At 60.3% G+C, this 16,106-nt stretch carries 18 protein-coding genes; 8 read left to right on the top strand and 10 right to left on the bottom strand.

Features of this window, described 5'->3' with window-relative positions:
- Positions 1 to 28: 28 nt before the first annotated feature.
- From DFR40_RS01515 to DFR40_RS01495, 5 genes are read right to left on the bottom strand one after another with little or no spacing between them, the layout of a single operon-like run.
- The gene (locus DFR40_RS01515; protein ID WP_121456731.1) at positions 29 to 880 is read right to left on the bottom strand and encodes a prepilin peptidase; all 852 of its coding nucleotides are present in this window, start codon (positions 878 to 880) and stop codon (positions 29 to 31) included.
- A complete protein-coding gene (locus DFR40_RS01510) occupies positions 880 to 2,103 on the bottom strand; it encodes a type II secretion system F family protein (protein WP_121456730.1) in 1,224 nt (407 codons plus the stop codon). The genes DFR40_RS01515 and DFR40_RS01510 overlap by 1 nt, the downstream gene beginning before the upstream one ends.
- Positions 2,104 to 2,120: 17 nt before the next feature.
- Entirely contained in the window at positions 2,121 to 3,836 is a 1,716-nt protein-coding gene (gene pilB, locus DFR40_RS01505; protein WP_121456729.1) for a type IV-A pilus assembly ATPase PilB, read from the bottom strand.
- Positions 3,837 to 3,880: 44 nt separating this feature from the next.
- Positions 3,881 to 5,188, bottom strand: a complete 1,308-nt coding sequence (locus tag DFR40_RS01500; RefSeq protein WP_121456728.1) for an HlyC/CorC family transporter — start codon at positions 5,186 to 5,188, stop codon at positions 3,881 to 3,883.
- On the bottom strand, positions 5,189 to 6,028 hold the full coding sequence (locus tag DFR40_RS01495) for a cytochrome C assembly family protein (RefSeq protein ID WP_121456727.1): 840 nt from the start codon (positions 6,026 to 6,028) through the stop codon (positions 5,189 to 5,191).
- 29 nt (positions 6,029 to 6,057) lie between these two features.
- On the opposite strand from DFR40_RS01495, the gene ffh reads away from it, so the two are divergent.
- Positions 6,058 to 7,428, top strand: a complete 1,371-nt coding sequence (gene ffh / locus DFR40_RS01490) for a signal recognition particle protein (protein WP_121456726.1) — start codon at positions 6,058 to 6,060, stop codon at positions 7,426 to 7,428.
- Here ffh and DFR40_RS01485 read toward each other — a convergent pair whose 3' ends face one another.
- Both DFR40_RS01485 and DFR40_RS01480 read right to left on the bottom strand, forming a co-directional pair.
- On the bottom strand, positions 7,429 to 8,043 hold the full coding sequence (locus tag DFR40_RS01485; RefSeq protein ID WP_121456725.1) for a lytic transglycosylase domain-containing protein: 615 nt from the start codon (positions 8,041 to 8,043) through the stop codon (positions 7,429 to 7,431).
- A complete protein-coding gene (locus DFR40_RS01480; protein WP_121456724.1) occupies positions 8,031 to 9,761 on the bottom strand; it encodes a proline--tRNA ligase in 1,731 nt (576 codons plus the stop codon). The genes DFR40_RS01485 and DFR40_RS01480 overlap by 13 nt, the downstream gene beginning before the upstream one ends.
- A 124-nt stretch (positions 9,762 to 9,885) precedes the next feature.
- Here DFR40_RS01480 and DFR40_RS01475 point away from each other — a divergent pair, with 124 nt between their 5' ends.
- Both DFR40_RS01475 and DFR40_RS01470 read left to right on the top strand, forming a co-directional pair.
- The gene (locus DFR40_RS01475) at positions 9,886 to 10,413 is read left to right on the top strand and encodes an RNA pyrophosphohydrolase (RefSeq protein WP_121456723.1); all 528 of its coding nucleotides are present in this window, start codon (positions 9,886 to 9,888) and stop codon (positions 10,411 to 10,413) included.
- On the top strand, positions 10,410 to 10,940 hold the full coding sequence (locus DFR40_RS01470; RefSeq protein ID WP_245985571.1) for a CNP1-like family protein: 531 nt from the start codon (positions 10,410 to 10,412) through the stop codon (positions 10,938 to 10,940). Before DFR40_RS01475 ends, DFR40_RS01470 begins: the two co-directional genes overlap by 4 nt.
- 50 nt (positions 10,941 to 10,990) lie before the next feature.
- On the opposite strand, the gene DFR40_RS01465 is transcribed toward DFR40_RS01470, so the two are convergent.
- Positions 10,991 to 11,419 carry an OsmC family protein gene (locus DFR40_RS01465; protein WP_121456793.1) on the bottom strand — a complete coding sequence of 143 codons (429 nt, stop codon included), beginning with the start codon at positions 11,417 to 11,419 and terminating at the stop codon, positions 10,991 to 10,993.
- A gap of 495 nt (positions 11,420 to 11,914) precedes the next feature.
- Here DFR40_RS01465 and rplM point away from each other — a divergent pair, with 495 nt between their 5' ends.
- From rplM to erpA, 5 genes are all read left to right on the top strand, one after another.
- A complete protein-coding gene (gene rplM, locus DFR40_RS01460) occupies positions 11,915 to 12,343 on the top strand; it encodes a 50S ribosomal protein L13 (RefSeq protein ID WP_028994952.1) in 429 nt (142 codons plus the stop codon).
- A gap of 9 nt (positions 12,344 to 12,352) precedes the next feature.
- Positions 12,353 to 12,745 carry a 30S ribosomal protein S9 gene (rpsI, locus tag DFR40_RS01455; RefSeq protein ID WP_121456722.1) on the top strand — a complete coding sequence of 131 codons (393 nt, stop codon included), beginning with the start codon at positions 12,353 to 12,355 and terminating at the stop codon, positions 12,743 to 12,745.
- Positions 12,746 to 12,971: 226 nt separating this feature from the next.
- On the top strand, positions 12,972 to 13,598 hold the full coding sequence (locus DFR40_RS01450) for a DUF6776 family protein (RefSeq protein WP_121456721.1): 627 nt from the start codon (positions 12,972 to 12,974) through the stop codon (positions 13,596 to 13,598).
- 44 nt (positions 13,599 to 13,642) lie between these two features.
- Complete coding sequence (locus DFR40_RS01445) at positions 13,643 to 14,044, top strand: bactofilin family protein (protein WP_121456720.1); 402 nt, start codon at positions 13,643 to 13,645, stop codon at positions 14,042 to 14,044.
- A 62-nt stretch (positions 14,045 to 14,106) separates the two neighbouring features.
- Positions 14,107 to 14,457: an iron-sulfur cluster insertion protein ErpA gene (gene erpA / locus DFR40_RS01440; RefSeq protein WP_121456719.1), complete on the top strand. Its 351-nt coding sequence runs from the start codon at positions 14,107 to 14,109 to the stop codon at positions 14,455 to 14,457.
- An 84-nt stretch (positions 14,458 to 14,541) separates the two neighbouring features.
- On the opposite strand, the gene DFR40_RS01435 is transcribed toward erpA, so the two are convergent.
- Positions 14,542 to 15,708: a M23 family metallopeptidase gene (locus DFR40_RS01435; protein WP_170160132.1), complete on the bottom strand. Its 1,167-nt coding sequence runs from the start codon at positions 15,706 to 15,708 to the stop codon at positions 14,542 to 14,544.
- A 199-nt stretch (positions 15,709 to 15,907) separates the two neighbouring features.
- Positions 15,908 to 16,106, bottom strand: a 199-nt coding sequence (locus tag DFR40_RS17210; protein ID WP_211329706.1) for a hypothetical protein, incomplete at its 5' end; no start/stop codon positions are given.

The raw sequence follows: 16,106 nt of genomic DNA, 5'->3' as shown, positions 1-16,106 counted from the left end.
TCCTAATATCGGGGTGCGCGACAGGTTTTCAATAGATCAGGCCGAGGTAACTTTCGGTCAGCGTTCTTCCCCAGTAAAGGGCGATCAGTCCCGCCGCTGCGAGGTAGGGGCCGAAGGGGATCGGAATGTTGCGGCCGCGCCGGGTCAGCATGATCAGCAGAACGCCGACAATGGCGCCGACTACCGACGACAGCAGGATGATCGCCGGCAGCATCTGCCAGCCGAGCCAGGCGCCCAGTGCTGCCAGCAGCTTGAAATCGCCGTAGCCCATGCCTTCCTTGCCGGTCGCCAGCTTGAACAGCCAGAAGATGGACCACAGTATCAGGTAGCCAGCCATCGCACCGAGGACGGACGAGTCGAGGTCGGTGAAGCTGGCGTCGAGGTTGAAGGCCAGTCCGAGCCAGAGCAATGGTAGCGTGATACTGTCAGGCAGCAGTTGCGTATCGAAGTCGATGAAGGTCAACGCAATCAGGGCCCAGGTCAGCAGCAGGGCGCCGAGTGCCGGCCAGCCGCTGCCGAAGTGCCAGACGGCGGCAGCCGAGAGTACGCCGGTCAGGGCTTCGACCAGCGGATAGCGGAGCGAGATCGCTTTGCCGCAGCCGGCGCATTTGCCGCGCAGAATCAGGAGGTAGCTGAGTAGCGGGATGTTCTCCAGGGGGCGAATCTTCCGACCGCAATCCGGGCAGCGCGAGCCTGGGCGGGCCAACGATAAAGGCTCGGTGGCAGGCGTGGTCTCTCCGCGCAGGTCTGCGCATTGCATTTGCCATTCGCGCTCCATCATTTTGGGGAGGCGATGGATGACGACATTGAGAAAGCTGCCGATGCACAAGCCTAGCAGACTGGCCAGAATGACCAGGGGTTCAGTTGGTGCCTCGAGCATCAGCCGACCACTGCCCCAAGTTTGAATAGGGGCAGGTACATCGCCACGACCATGCCGCCAATCAGCGTGCCGAGTACCACCATGATGATTGGTTCCATCAGGCTGGACATGGCTTCGACGGAGTCGTCGACTTCCTGTTCGAAGAAGTCGGCGACTTTCGCGAGCATGGAATCGAGCGCACCTGATTCTTCGCCAATTGCGGTCATCTGCGTAACCATGTTGGGGAAGATGTTGGCGTTCTGCATTGCTACGGTCAGGCTGGTGCCAGTCGAGACCTCGCTCTGGATCTGGCGTGTGGCAATTTTGTAAACATGGTTGCCGGCTGCGCCGCCAACTGATTCCAGCGATTCGACCAGCGGTACGCCTGCTGCGAACATGGTGGACAGCGTCCGGGTCCAGCGGGCAATGACCGATTTACGCACGATATCTCCGAAAATGGGCGTCCGTAATAGGGTGCGGTCCATCAACATTTGAATTTTCTCGGAGCGTTTCCAGCTTTCCAAAAAAGCGTAGATACCGCCGCCAATGACGCCAAATATCGCCCACCACCAAGTGACGAAGAAATCCGAAATGGCAATCACGAACAGCGTCGGCGCTGGCAGATCGGCGCCGAAGCTGGCGAAGACTTCCTTGAAGGCAGGAATTACAAAAATCATGATCACCGCAGTGATGATGAAGGCGACGACGAGCACGGCGATCGGGTAGAAAAGCGCCTTCTTGATCTTGCTCTTGATGGCGAGAATTTTCTCCTTGTAGGTTGCCAGGCGGTCGAGCAGGGTATCGAGAATACCGGCCTGTTCACCGGCCGAGACCAGGTTGCAGAACAGCGCATCGAAATACAGCGGGTATTTGCGAAAGGCTTGCGACAGGGAGCTGCCGGTTTCGACGTCGGACTTGATGTCGAGGAGCAACTTGCCTACTGCAGGATTGGAGTGGCCGCGGCCAACGATGTCAAATGACTGCAGCAGCGGGACGCCGGATTTCATCATCGTCGCCAGCTGTCGGGTGAACAGTGTGATGTCCTTGTCGGTGATGCGCCCGCCCGACTTGAATCGCAGCTTCTTGAGCTTGACGTTAGTGATTCCCTGGCGACGCAGCGTGGTCTGGACGACGGTTTCGCTGGCGGCGCGCAGTTCGCCGCGGACCTGCTTGCCGTCCTTGTTGCGTCCTTCCCATTGAAAGGTGCTTTCCTTGACGCTGGTGCTTCTTGCTGCAGTTGCCATTGCCGCTTCCCCTCAGCTTATGCGTTGGTGGTACTCAGTACTTCGTCGAGCGAGGTGAGTCCCTGTTTTACCTTGAGCAGCCCGGATTCGCGCAAGTCCTTGACGCCTTCTTCCTTGGCCTGGCGGGCGAGGTCGAGCGAAGTTGCGCCACTCATGATCAGGCGCTGCATCGCTTCGCTGACCGGCATCACCTGATAGATGCCGACGCGTCCCTTGTAGCCGCTGCCCTTGCAGCGTTCGCAGCCGCCCGGGCCGTACAGCGTCCAGCTACCATCCAGTTCTTCCGGCCGGAAGCCGGCATCGAGCAAGGCCTGTTGCGGGACGCTGATCGGCTGCTTGCAGTTGCAGAGCCGTCGGGCCAGGCGCTGGGCGGTAATCAACAGGATGCTGGAGGCGATGTTGAAAGTCGGGACGCCCATGTTCATCAGGCGTGTCAGTGTCTGCGGCGCGTCGTTGGTGTGCAGCGTCGATAGCACCATGTGACCGGTTTGTGCGGCCTTGATGGCGATTTCCGCGGTTTCCAGGTCGCGGATTTCGCCGACCATGATGATGTCCGGATCCTGGCGGAGGAAGGCCTTGAGTGCGACCGGGAAGGTCAGTCCGGCGCGGTCGTCCACGTTGACCTGGTTGATCCCGGAGAGGTTGATTTCGGCAGGGTCCTCGGCAGTCGCGATATTGACGCCATCCTTGTTGAGGATGTTCAGGCAGGTGTAAAGCGACACCGTCTTGCCGGAGCCGGTCGGCCCGGTGACCAGTACCATGCCGTAAGGGCGATTGATTGCATCAAGCAGGACCGCGCGTTGTTCGGGCTCGTAGCCGAGGGCATCGATACCGAGCGTAGCCGAGGTCGGATCGAGAATGCGCAGCACGATCTTTTCCCCTTGCAGGGTCGGCAGGGTGCTGACACGGAAGTCGATGGCGCGCGACTTCGAAAGCACCAGTTTCATCCGCCCATCCTGAGGGACGCGTTTTTCGGCGATGTTCAGGCGCGAAATGACCTTGATCCGCGAAGCGATCTTTTCCTTGATTGCCAGCGGTGGCGTTGCCACCTCGCGCAGGATGCCGTCGACCCGGAAGCGAATCCGGTAGTACTTCTCGTACGGTTCGAAATGGATGTCGGAGGCACCATCGTTGATCGCGTCGAGCAGCATCTTCTGGATGAACTTGACGACCGGGGCGTCGTCGATGTCCTGGGCGCTCGGGTCGTCGGCCTTGGCCGCGGCTTCTTCGTCGAGAAAGTCGAGGTTGAGCTCTTCGTCGGTCAGGTTCTTCAGGGCATCGGATGCCGATTCCGAGAACTTGGCGACGAGCGGCAGGAGCTTGGGGTGCTCGACAACGATGGGGTCCACGGTCAACCCGGTCTGGAAGCGGATTTCGTCCAGCGCCCTCAGGTTGGTCGGGTCGGCGATGGCCACCGAGAGTCGATTGCCGCGCTTGTTCAGCGGGACGACCTTGTGCGTCGCGATCAGCTTGCGGTCGATGGCGTCCTGCGGGATGTGCCGTTCATCGATGGCGTCGAGGTCGAACAGCGGATAGCCGAAGGTTTCTGCCGAGAAGCGTGCGATGTCGATCGCCGTTGCTTTCTTCGAGACGATCAGTTGTTCGATCAGGGGAAGTTTCGAAGCCTGGGCTTGTTGCGCCAATTCCTCGGCTTCCCCTTCTTTCAGTCGGCCAGCTTGAACCAGGGCGCGGGCCAGGCCGCTGAGCGGGGAGTTCTGAGGAGTTGCTGCCATTGCTTGGGTCGGTTTGTCGATGCCGTTTGGATCGCCCGATGATGCTACGCGGGCGGGGCTTTGTAAAGACTGGCTGCGTCGGAAACAGCCTGCGGGCGGTAGATGCGTGCGGTGACTACGCTGCGATCCTTGGTCTGCAGGATTTCCACCGGGATACCGTTCAACTTCAGGCTGACGTCGGCTTCGGGAATGTCCTGGAAGTGCTCGAGGATCAGACCGTTCAGGGTTTTCGGGCCGTCCAGCGGAAATGCCAGGCCGAGCATGCGGTTGAGGTCGCGCAACGGGCGCGTGCCCTCGACGACGACGCTGGCCTCGGCCGTCCATTCGAGGTCGCTGTCGATGCCGGGGAGTGAGGTCGTGAAGTCGCCAACGATTTCCTCGATGATGTCCTCAAGCGTCAGCAAGCCGAGGATTTCCCCGTACTCGTCGACGACAAAACCGATCCGTTGGCGGTTGTCCTGGAAAAACGCCAGTTGCGCGAATACGGCGGTGCCGGCCGGAATGTAATAAGGCTGCAGCAACTGCCCAAGCAGTGCACTTTCGTCGAAATCGCCGCTGGCTACGGCAGCCAGCAGGCGCCGGGTCGGGAGTACGCCCAGCAGTTGGTCGAGTGACCCGCGGCAAACCGGCAGGCGGCTGTGGTGGCTGGTCAGCAATTGCTGGTGAACCGCATCCCAGTCCTGGTCGATGTCGAGAATTTCGATGCTGCCGCGCGGCGTCATCATGTGCTCGACGGTGATCTCGTTGAGATCGAACAGGCTGCCAAGAATTGCCTGGTGCTTTTTCGGGATCACATGTGACGACTCGAGTACCAGGCTACGCAGCTCTTCCGGCGTCAGGCGAGCCGATTCGTTGCTGGGGCGAAGCGACAGGCCGAGGATGCGCAACAGCGACGCCGCAAACAGGTTGACGAACCAGACCACCGGATAGCAAAGCCGGAGCAGCGGCGCCAGGACGAAGGCGATGATGGGCGCCAGCCGGTCGCTGTAGGTGGCACCGATGATCTTCGGTGTGATTTCCGAGAAAACAAGGATCGCGAAGGTGATGATCAGGGTGCTGGCGCCGAGTGCCCAGCGCTCGTCGCCGAACAACTGGATGGCGATGACGCTGACCAGGGTTGCCGCTGCCGTGTTGACCAGGTTGTTGCCAAGCAGGATGACGCCAAGCATCTTGTCGGTCTGGTCGAGCAGTGCCACCGCCTTCTCGGCGCCGCGATGCCCCGTTTGTGCGAGATGTCTGAGGCGGAAGCGGTTGGCCGCCATCATCGCCGTTTCGCTCATCGAGAACAGCGCCGACATCGCCAGCAGGGCGATCAGCGCGCCCAGTTGTAGCGAGAGCGGGATGTCGTCCAACTAGAAACGACCGAGGATGACTTCGACGACGAAGCGGCTGCCGAAGTAGGCCAGGATGAGCAGGCCGAAGCCTGCCAGTGTCAGGCGCAGCGCGCGCTTGCCGCGCCAGCCCCAGATGTGGCGCCCGACCAGCAGGGTGGCGAAGATGCACCACGAGGCGATGGCGAAGAATATCTTGTGGTCGAGCCCGAGTGGTTTGCCGAAGATCAGCTCGGAAAAGAGCAGGCCGCTGCCGACAGCCAGCGTCAGCAGGATGAAGCCGAGCATCAGCATGCGGAAGAGCAGCGATTCCATGGCCATCAGCGACGGCAGGCTGGCCAGGCTGCGTTTGACGATGCGCCGGTGCAGCGCATTCTCGGTGAAACCCATGAAGACCGCGTGCAGTGCTGCCAGGGTCAGCAGGCTGTAGGCCAGCATGGCGGTCAGGAAGTGGAACTGGAAGGCGGTGGCGTCGGCGTGGGCGACCACGTGGTCGGCGGAGAAAATCGCCGGCAGCAGGGCGCAGGCGGCGGCCAGCGGCAGGACCATCGGCTGCATGCCTTCCATCCGGGCCATGAAGCTCTCCAGCCAGTAGATCAGCACGGCCAGCCACATCATCAGCGACAGCGCCAGGGCGAAAGAGAAATGCATGCCGTCGCTGTTGAGCAGTGTGCCGAACAGGCCGAAACCGTGGATCAGCAGCGACATGCCGATTGCGCCGCGCTCCCAGGGGCGCATCGGGCAGGCAACGCATTGATCCTGATGGTCGCGCCAGCGGCTGTTCCAGAAATGGAAGCCGAGTGCCCCGTAGAGCAGCGCGGCGAGGATATGGGGGAGAAGCTGAATTACAATGTCGACCATTCGCGAATTCTACTAGAAGCCTATCTGACATGCTCGACAACCTGACCACGCGCCTTGCCCGCGTCATGAAGACGCTCAAGGGCGAAGCCCGCCTGACCGAATCGAATATTGCCGACGCCCTGCGCGAGGTGCGCATGGCGATGCTGGAAGCCGACGTCGCCTTGCCGGTGGTCAAGGATTTCATCGCCGCAGTCAAGGAAAAGGCGGTTGGTCAGGAGGTCATCGGCTCGCTCAATCCGGGGCAGGCGCTGATCGGTGTCGTGCACGGCGAACTGACCAAGATCATGGGCGACGCCCATGAAGGCATCAACTTCAATACGCAACCCCCGGCGATCGTCCTGATGGCTGGTCTGCAGGGCGCCGGCAAGACAACCACGGTCGGCAAGCTGGGCAAGTTCCTGCGCGAGAACCACAAGAAGAAGGTGCTGGTCGTTTCCTGCGACGTCTATCGTCCGGCGGCGATCGAGCAGTTGAAGTCAGTGGCCGGCCAGGCCGGTGTCGATTTCTTCCCGTCCAGCGTCGGCGAAAAGCCGGAGGCCATCGCTGCGGCGGCGATCGACTGGGCCAAGCGTCACTATCATGACGTGCTGCTGGTCGATACCGCCGGTCGTCTGGCGGTCGACGAGGAAATGATGGCAGAAATCAAGCGGCTGCATGCGGCGATCAAACCGATCGAAACGCTCTTCGTCGTCGACGCGATGCTCGGCCAGGACGCGGTCAATACCGCCAAGGCCTTCAACGAGGCGCTGCCGCTGACTGGTGTCGTACTGACCAAGCTCGACGGCGATGCGCGGGGCGGTGCGGCATTGTCGGTGCGCCACGTCACCGGCAAGCCGATCAAGTTCGCCGGTGTCGGCGAGAAGCTGACCGGGCTCGAGGCCTTCCATCCGGAGCGGATGGCATCGCGCATCCTCGGCATGGGCGACGTGCTGTCGCTGATCGAGGAAGCGAAGAAGGGCATCGACGAGGAGAAGGCCCTGGCCTTCGCCAAGAAACTGAAATCCGGCAAGGGCTTCGACCTCAATGATTTCAAGGCGCAGATCGGCCAGATGCGGGCGATGGGCGGCCTCAGCTCGCTGATGGACAAGCTGCCGGCGCAGTTTGCCCAGGCTGCGGGTCAGTTGCCGGCTGGCGCCGAGAACAAGATGATCGGCCGGGTCGAGGGCATCATCAATTCGATGACCCCGGCCGAGCGGGCCAAGCCGGAGTTGATCAAGGCCAGTCGCAAGCGCCGCATCGCCATGGGGGCGGGCGTCCAGGTCCAGGAAGTCAATCGCCTGCTCAACCAGTTCGAGCAGACGCAGAAGATGATGAAGCAGTTCTCGAAGGGTGGCATCGGCAAGCTGATGCGCGGCATGAAGGGCATGCTGCCCGGCGGGATGGGCGGCCTCGGCCGCTGATCAGTCGGCGCTGCGCGCCAGTGCGCGCGTGGCGTCGTAGTGCCAGTGCTTCTGCCAGGCGCCGCGGACCAGGTTGGGGTATTCGGCCTTGCCCAGGCTGCCGTTGTAGCGGCCGAGGGCGCGGAACAGGTCGCCCTTCTCGATGTCGAGGTAGTGGCGCAGGATCGTGCAGCCGTAGCGCAGGTTGGTGCGCAGGTCGAACAGGTTGTCTTCCGGGCGGCCGATGACCTTGATCCAGAACGGCATCACCTGCATGTAGCCGCGGGCGCCGGCCGACGACACGGCGTACTTGCGAAAGCCGGATTCGACCTGGATCAGTCCGAGCACCAGTTGCGGGTCAAGGCCGGCGCGGGTCGCCTCGTAGTGGATGCTGCGCAACAGATCGATCCGGTAGTCGCGATTGGGAATGCGTTTTTCCAGCCGCGGCGACATCTCGCCAAGCCAGTCGGCGGCGGCCAGTGGCGATTTGAACGAACTGACCTGCGGCCGGCTGTCCGAAACCGCCTCATGCAGCGCCGCCCGCACGCTGGCGGCCAGCGGTTCGTACTTCTGCGCGCCGGCCTGTGTCACGGTCGACGCGCAGAAAAGACAGAAAATGCCGATCAGGCGGCGCACAGCTTCCCTTGCAGCAGGCCGACGATGTCGCCCTGGGCGACCATCGTCGCTTCGGCGTCGGTCCGCCCCTTGTACTCGAACTGGCCGTCCTTCAGGCCGCGTTCGCCGATGACCACGCGGTGCGGGATGCCGATCAGTTCCATGTCGGCGAACATGACGCCGGGGCGTTCGTTGCGGTCGTCCAGGACGACGTCGATGCCCTGCTGCTTCAGGTCGGCGTAGAGCTGGTCGGCGGCGGCCTTGACCGCTTCGCTCTTGTGGTAGCCCATGGGTACGATGCAGACCGCGAACGGGGCGATCGCCGGCGGCAGGACGATGCCCTTGTCGTCGTTGCCCTGCTCGATGGCGGCGCCGACGATGCGCGAAACGCCGATGCCGTAGCAGCCCATCTCCATCACCTGGCTCTTGCCGTTCTCGTCGAGGAAGGTGCAGTTCAGCGCCTTGGCATACTTGCTGCGCAGCTGGAAGATGTGGCCGACCTCGATGCCGCGGCAGATGCCGAGCACACCCTTGCCGTCCGGCGACGGATCGCCGGCAACGACGTTGCGGATGTCGAAGACTTCCGGTTCCGGCAGGTCGCGGCCGAAGTTGACGCCGCTCAGGTGGTAGCCGGCTTCATTGGCGCCGCAGACGAAGTCGCTCATCGCGGCGACCGTGCGATCGGCGAAAACTGCCACTTTGTCACGGTCGACCGCCACCGGGCCGATAAAACCGGGGACGCAGCCGAGGTATTCCTGGACTTCGCTGTCGCTGGCAAAGCGGAAGGCGCCGAGAGCGGCGATCTTGCCGGCCTTGATTTCGTTCAGTTCGTGGTCGGCGCGCAGCAGCAGCAGCGCGAACTTCTTGCCGCCGTCTTCCTGTTCGGCAACGACGGCGATGGTTTTGACGATTTTCGCCAGGTCGACCGTGAGAAAGGCGGCAACGTCGGCGCAGGACGTCTTGCCCGGCGTCGCCACCTTGGCCATCGGCTGAGCGGCGGCGGCGCGCGGCGTCGCCGGGGCGACCGCTTCGGCGAGCTCGACGTTGGCCGCGTAGTCGGAATCCGGGCAGAAGGCGATGTCGTCCTCGCCGGAATCCGCCAGGACGTGGAATTCGTGCGAACCATCGCCGCCGATCGAGCCGGTGTCGGCCGCGACGGCGCGGAACTTCAGGCCGAGCCGGTTGAAGATGCGACCGTAGGTGGCGTACATGTTGCCGTATTCGCGGACCAGGTCGTCGAACGAGGTGTGGAAGGAATAGCCGTCCTTCATCAGGAATTCGCGGCCGCGCATGACGCCGAAGCGCGGGCGGATCTCGTCGCGGAACTTGGTCTGGATCTGGTAGAGATGGATCGGCAGCTGACGATAGCTCTTGACGTCGCGGCGGACAACGTCGGTGATGACTTCCTCGTGCGTCGGGCCGATCACGAAGTCGCGCTGGTGGCGATCCTTGAAGCGCAGCAGTTCGGGGCCGTAGGCCGGACCGCGGCCGGACTCCTCCCACAATTCGAACGGCTGCACGGCGGGCATCAGCAGTTCCAGCGCGCCGGCGGCGTTCATTTCCTCGCGCACGATGTTCTCGACCTTGCGCAGCACGCGCAGGCCGAGCGGCATCCACGTATAGATGCCGGCGGCGGCACGCTTGATGTAGCCGGCGCGCAGCATCATTTTCTGGCTGATGACTTCGGCGTCGGCCGGGGCTTCCTTGAGGGTGGTGAAGAAGAACTGCGTAGTGCGCATGGGATGCTCTTGAATTCGTGGCAAAAAGCGGATTTTACACGGAGCCCGTGGCTTGCCGCTTTTTTGCGTATCGACGCCCTTTGTGAAAGAATTCGGGCAACCCAATATTTTTAGCAGGTTTTCTATGCTCGACCGCGAAGGCTTTCGCCCGAACGTCGGCATCATTCTTTGCAACGCCAAAAACGAGGTCTTCTGGGGCAAGCGCATACGTGAACATTCCTGGCAGTTTCCGCAAGGTGGCATCAAGCGGGGGGAAACCCCCGAAGAAGCGATGTACCGGGAACTGCACGAAGAGGTCGGGCTGCGTCCCGAGCACGTGCGCATTCTCGGGCGGACCAAGGGCTGGCTGCGCTATGAAGTGCCGAATCAATGGATCAAGCGCGAATGGCGCGGGTCGTACAAGGGCCAGAAGCAGATCTGGTTCCTGCTGCGTCTTGTCGGGCGCGACAGCGATGTCAGCCTGCGCGCAACCCCCAAGCCGGAGTTCGATGCCTGGCGCTGGAACGATTACTGGGTGCCGCTCGACGCCGTGATCGAGTTCAAGCGCGGTGTCTATCAGCAGGCACTCAATGAACTGGTGCGTTTTCTCGAGCAGGATCGCCGGCCGCGTGGCCCGCGTCCCGCCGAATCTCAGCGTGAGGAAGGGCAATGAACCATCGTCTGGTGAGGGGCATGCTGCTGGCCGCTTTGGCGTTTGCTGCAGTTGGGGCGAGCGCGCAGTCTCGCGAGTCGCTGAGTGATGAGCCTGTGCAGTGGCAGGAGCAGGCGGTGAGTATGCCGCCGGCGCCTCGGCGCGAAGCGCTGCTGCCCTTTTATGTCAGTGCGACGACCAGCAACCGGTTTTTTGTCGATTCCGCATCGTTGACCGTCGATGGCGATGGTGTCGTGCGTTACGTCTTGGTGGTGGAGACCGCAGGTGGTGCGGTCAATACGACCTTCGAGGGAATGCGCTGCGAGACCCGCGAGCGGAAAATCTACGCCACGGGGCGTCGTGACGGCAGCTGGACCAAGTCGCGCAACGAAGCCTGGGAGAAGATTCGCGATATCGCCCCAAACCGTCAGCATGCCGCATTGTTCATCGAGCATTTCTGCCCGGGCGGTGTCATCGTCAGGCATGCAGGCGAAGCGCTGGAGGCTCTTCGCCGGGGTGGGCATCCCTCGCTGCAGATGGTCAACTGAGCGACCGGCCGGCATCAAGCCGGCCTCTGCATTTCGCGGTCCCGCCAGCGTCAGGCTTCTTCGACGATTTCGTAGTCGGCAGTGATTGCGGCCGACTGCGCCAGCATGATCGAGGCCGAGCAGTACTTTTCCTTCGATAATTCAATTGCCCGCGCGACGGCCTCGGCTTTCAGTTGCCGTCCCTTGACGCGGTAATGGAAGTGGATCTTGGTGAAAACCTTCGGGTCGTTGTCGGCGCGTTCGGCAGACAGCGATACCTCGCAGCCGCTGACCGCATGCCGTCCCTTTTTCAGGATCATGACTACGTCAAAGGCAGTGCAGCCGCCGGTTCCCGCCAGCAGCATTTCCATTGGCCGCGGTCCGAGGTTACGGCCGCCGGCTTCAGGTGCGCCATCCATGACGACCGCGTGCCCGCTGCCGGTCTCGGCGATGAAGGACATGCCGGCATCTGCGCCGGTCCATCGTACTGTGCATTCCATGTGCGTCTCCATTGGGTGAGGCCGCGATTCTAGCGGATTCGCTTGCTGCCGGGCGCCCGGTGCCGGATGCTGCAGCGCAACATCCGTGTTGTTTTCTTGTGCGAGCAGAGGTGCGGGGGCGTTGATTTATTTAATCAATATTGGTTAAAAAAAAACACAATGTTCTTATAAAAATCAAATAAATATTTGCTATTTGTTGTATCTATCTATTAATTTGTTTGTTGTTTGTGCGCTGCACAAAAAAATCTTGCGTCGCACTATGGCTTTCGGCACAATGGGAACCGTACGAACTGCACTGCTTCTTGTGGTGGTCTTCAGTTCAGATTTGTCTCCTCCACCCTCCTCCTTTGGTGTGGATTTAACGCGGCTCAGCGAGCCGCGTTTTTTTTGGCCAGTAGTTGCGAGATGCAATTTTCTGATTGACATTCCTTTGGGGCGCGGTTAATATCCACGGCTTTCTCAAATCTGCGCCCAATTTTTCAGGACGGCACACACATGAAAACGTTTTCCGCCAAGCCACATGAGGTGAAGCGCGAGTGGTTTGTGGTAGACGCCACAGACAAGGTGCTCGGCCGCCTCGCTACCGAAATTGCTCGCCGCCTGCGTGGCAAGCACAAGGCTATTTACACTCCGCACGTTGATACCGGCGACTTCATTGTCGTCACCAACGTCGACAAGATCACCGTGACCGGTAACAAGGCCGACGACAAGAAGTACTTCCGTCACTCCGGCTATCCGGGCGGTATCTACGAAACCAACTTCAAGAAGATGCAGCAGCGCTTCCCGGGCCGTGCCCTGGAAACCGCCGTCAAGGGCATGCTGCCGAAGGGTCCGCTGGGTTACGCCATGCTGAAGAAGCTGAAGTGCTACGCCGGCGACCAGCATCCTCACACCGCCCAGCAGCCGAAGGCTCTGGAAATCTAAGGGATCATCATGGCTGAGAGTTATTTCTACGGTACCGGTCGTCGCAAGAGCGCCGTTGCTCGCGTTTTCATGAAGCGCGGTTCGGGCAACATCGTTGTCAATGGCAAGCCGGTTGATCAGTTCTTCTCGCGTGAAACCGGTCGCATGATCGTTCGCCAGCCGCTGGAATTGGTTGAGCAACTGAACGGTTTCGACATCAAGGTTAACGTCACTGGCGGCGGCGAGTCCGGTCAGGCTGGTGCTGTTCGTCACGGCATCACCCGTGCCCTGATCGAGTACGATGCTGCCTTGAAGGCGGCGCTGTCGAAGGCTGGTTTTGTTACCCGCGATGCTCGCGAAGTCGAACGGAAAAAAGTTGGCTTCCACAAGGCGCGTCGCCGGAAGCAATTCTCCAAGCGCTAATCGCTTGTCGCTTGCAAAAGCCGCCCTCGGGCGGCTTTTTGTTTTTCAGTGCTCCGGTTATCATCATCGGTCATCCAATTGATCGGTTCATGAATCGCTGTTCAGGCGGTGCTGCCGACACAAGATTTATTGCATGCCAACTCCAGGTGTTTCCCACCGCCTAAAGCGTCTTCGTCGCCGGTTCGGTATCTCGGCGCCGCGTGTTGTCGTGAGAAGTGTTCTTCCTGTGCAGTGGTTGCTGGCGATCCTTCTGGCAGTGGCCTGTTTGGTCTTTGCTCTGATCTGGCTGGTGCGCGATGGGGGGCTTGGTGACAGTGTGCAACTGCAGGAGGTCCGGGAGCGTTTGCGCCAGCAACAGGCTGAGCTTGTTGCCTTGCGCTCGGTTGTGGGGACTGGGCAAAGCGTCGCGAGCATGGAGCGCGCGACGCAGCAGCAATTGCTTTCCCGCATGCAGGAACTGGAGGCTGAGAACGCGGCACTGAAAGAGGATATCCTCATCTTCGAACGCCTGATTCCGGTCACAGGCCAGGATTCCGTTGCCCGGATCGAGAATTTCCGGGTGTCACGCGAGGCCTTGTCGCGTTACCGCTACCGCTTGTTGCTGGCGTTTCAGTCGGCTCAGCGTGGGGCTGTCTTTCGGGGGGGGTACCGCGTCGTCGCCGAGTACCGGGTGGCTGGTGGCGCTGTCCAGCGTGAGCTGTTTCCGGAGCGAAGCGCCGAAGATGTCGAGATACGGCACTTTTTTCGCCGGGAAGGGGTGATCGATCTGCCGGAAAATGCCGAATTGATCTCTGTCGAGGCGAGATTGCTGCAGGGTGGTAAACTTTTGGCCAGCCGAACGGTGAACTTGTAAGTTCTGCCGCCGGGTTGCAGGCAATCGCAAACCAAGGAGTCCCGATGTTTGGAAAGAAAAGTTCTTCCGGTGCTCAAGCCAGGATTGATAGCCTGATCGGTGCGGGAACCTCTGTCGAGGGAAAGATCAGATTCAGTGGTGGGTTGCGGATCGACGGCGAGGTTCGCGGAAGTGTGGAGGCGGTTGCGGGCGTCTCTTCGTCGACGCTGGTGCTGAGTGATCAGGCCCGTGTGGAAGGTCCGGTTACCGTGGCTCACCTGGTTCTTAATGGCACGATTGCCGGTCCGGTGTGTGTGACCGATACGCTTGAAATGCAACCGAAGGCCCGGATCATCGGTGATGTTTCGTATGCATCGATCGAGATGCACCAGGGGGCTGTCATTGAGGGGCGCCTGGTTCATGTTGCGCCCGGTGTGGTGGAACCAATCGGCGAATCGGACAACTAATCGTCTGGATTCTGGTTATTTTATTGCGACTACAATCTCGCAAGGTTATTTAGGAGTATTTCATGAATGCAGTGACAGAAAATCTCGCGCCCATCGTCTTTACCGAAAGCGCCGCCAACAAGGTCAAGGAGTTGATCGAAGAAGAAGGTAACGCCGAGCTCAAGCTTCGCGTGTTCGTTACCGGCGGCGGCTGCTCGGGATTCCAGTACGGCTTCACGTTTGACGAGGAAGTCGCTGATGACGATACGACCATGGAAAAAAATGGCGTGCAACTTCTCATTGATCCGATGAGCTACCAGTATCTGGTTGGTGCGGAAATCGATTACACGGAAGGGCTTGAGGGGTCTCAGTTTGTCATTCGTAATCCGAATGCGACCTCGACCTGCGGCTGTGGATCGTCTTTTTCCGCCTGATCGCTTCTGGTCAATACGGGGTGGCTTTCGACACCCTGCAACAAAAAGCCCAGCTTCTTCGAAGTTGGGCTTTTGTTTTTGTGCTCACTCAAGATAGGTGATATCGCTCTGCTTGAGCCGTTCAAGCAGAGCGAGGGCGGGCTTGCTCCTCTCCGCGAATGCCTTCAACTGCGCCGGATTGAGATTGGCCTGGTAACTTGCGGCCTTCACGGTTAATGGGTTAACCGGGGTATTGTTGATCCTGAATTCGTAGTGCAAGTGAGAGCCAGTGGCCCAACCTGTCTGTCCGACATGGCCGATGACCTCCCCTTGTGCGATGCGTCCCCCTTTTTTTGCGTTCTTCGCAAACCGCGACAGGTGGGCGTAGACCGTCGAGTGTTTGTCGTCGTGCCGCAGTATGACGACATTGCCGTAGCCATTCTGGTTTCCGGCGAACTGGACGATCGCGTTGCCGGTTGCCCGGACCGGGGTTCCGGTTGGGGCTGCGTAGTCGACACCCTGGTGGGCGCGCCATGTTTTCAGGATCGGGTGGAAACGGCGGCTGAAGCCCGAGCTGACTCTGGAGAATTCGAGCGGTGAGCGAAGAAAGCTCTTCCTTATTGGCTTGCCCTCGGGGGACAGGTACTGCCCCTTGTCTTTGTCCTGTTCAAACCAGATGGCTCGGTGAGACCGTCCTTCATTAATGAATTCTGCTGCAGTGATTTTGCCGGTGCGCAGCGGTCGACCGTCAACGTACTCAACCTCATAGCTCACGGTAAAGCGATCGCCTTTGCGAAGGTCCCGGTGAAAGTCGATCTCGCTGCCAAAGATCTCGGCCATCTGGATGGCGATCGTGTCCGGAATGGCGGCCAGGTCGGATGCTGCAAACAATGAGCTTTCGATTTGTGCCGATCTGGTTACTGTGTGCGTTTCAGTCTGGCTGCTGACAATCGTTCCTGTCAGGGTGTCGTTGTTGCCGCGGCTGATGAATAGCATTCGCTCCTTGTCGCCAAGGGGGAACTGGAGCGAAAGCAGCTTTCCCTGGCTGGAAGTCTGAGCAAAGACGCTGCGGCCGGCCACGAACTCCTGGCGGAGTTGCGTGGCCTCTGGTGAGTTACGGAGAAATGCGACGGCATCAAGGTCGGTAGCGTTCAAGCGGTTGAGTAGTTGCTGCAGTGTGTCGCCTGACTCGATTCGTGTTTCGGAGAGGAAAATCTGGTCCGAGTTGTCGAGAACTGCGCTGTTTTGAAAGGTGAGTTGCTCGGTGACCATCTGCGCTCTGATTGGCTGCTCTGGTGTGACGGCGACGGCTGTTGCGACTGCCGCAAGTAATACACCAGAGGTGGCAAGCAATGGCAGTGGGCGGACGCGATCGTAAACAGAGCGTCGCATTTGTGAAGAGGGGGGCATAACAAGGGTAGATAACAGTTGGACGCGAGGATTCTATCAGGGGCTACTTTGAGAGTCTGAGTCAAAAATTTTCAAAATGTAGTTGACGAGTTTTGTGGTGCGTGTAGAATGCGCACCTTCCTTGCAGCGACGGGGTTTCCGGCGGTGTGAGGCAGGCGGTGAGGTGAAAGAAATTTTGCTGAAGTGCTTGACGGAAGTGAGTGAGTGGTACATAATCTCGCTTCTCTGCTGCAGACGAATCGAACGAGACGGCGCGGCGA

Origin of the sequence: Azonexus fungiphilus (assembly GCF_003634965.1) — a bacterium.
In the GTDB taxonomy this organism is placed as follows: domain Bacteria; phylum Pseudomonadota; class Gammaproteobacteria; order Burkholderiales; family Rhodocyclaceae; genus Azonexus; species Azonexus fungiphilus.
The sequence above is the reverse complement of the archived record's forward strand: the minus strand, read 5'-3'. Positions and strand labels throughout refer to the sequence as shown.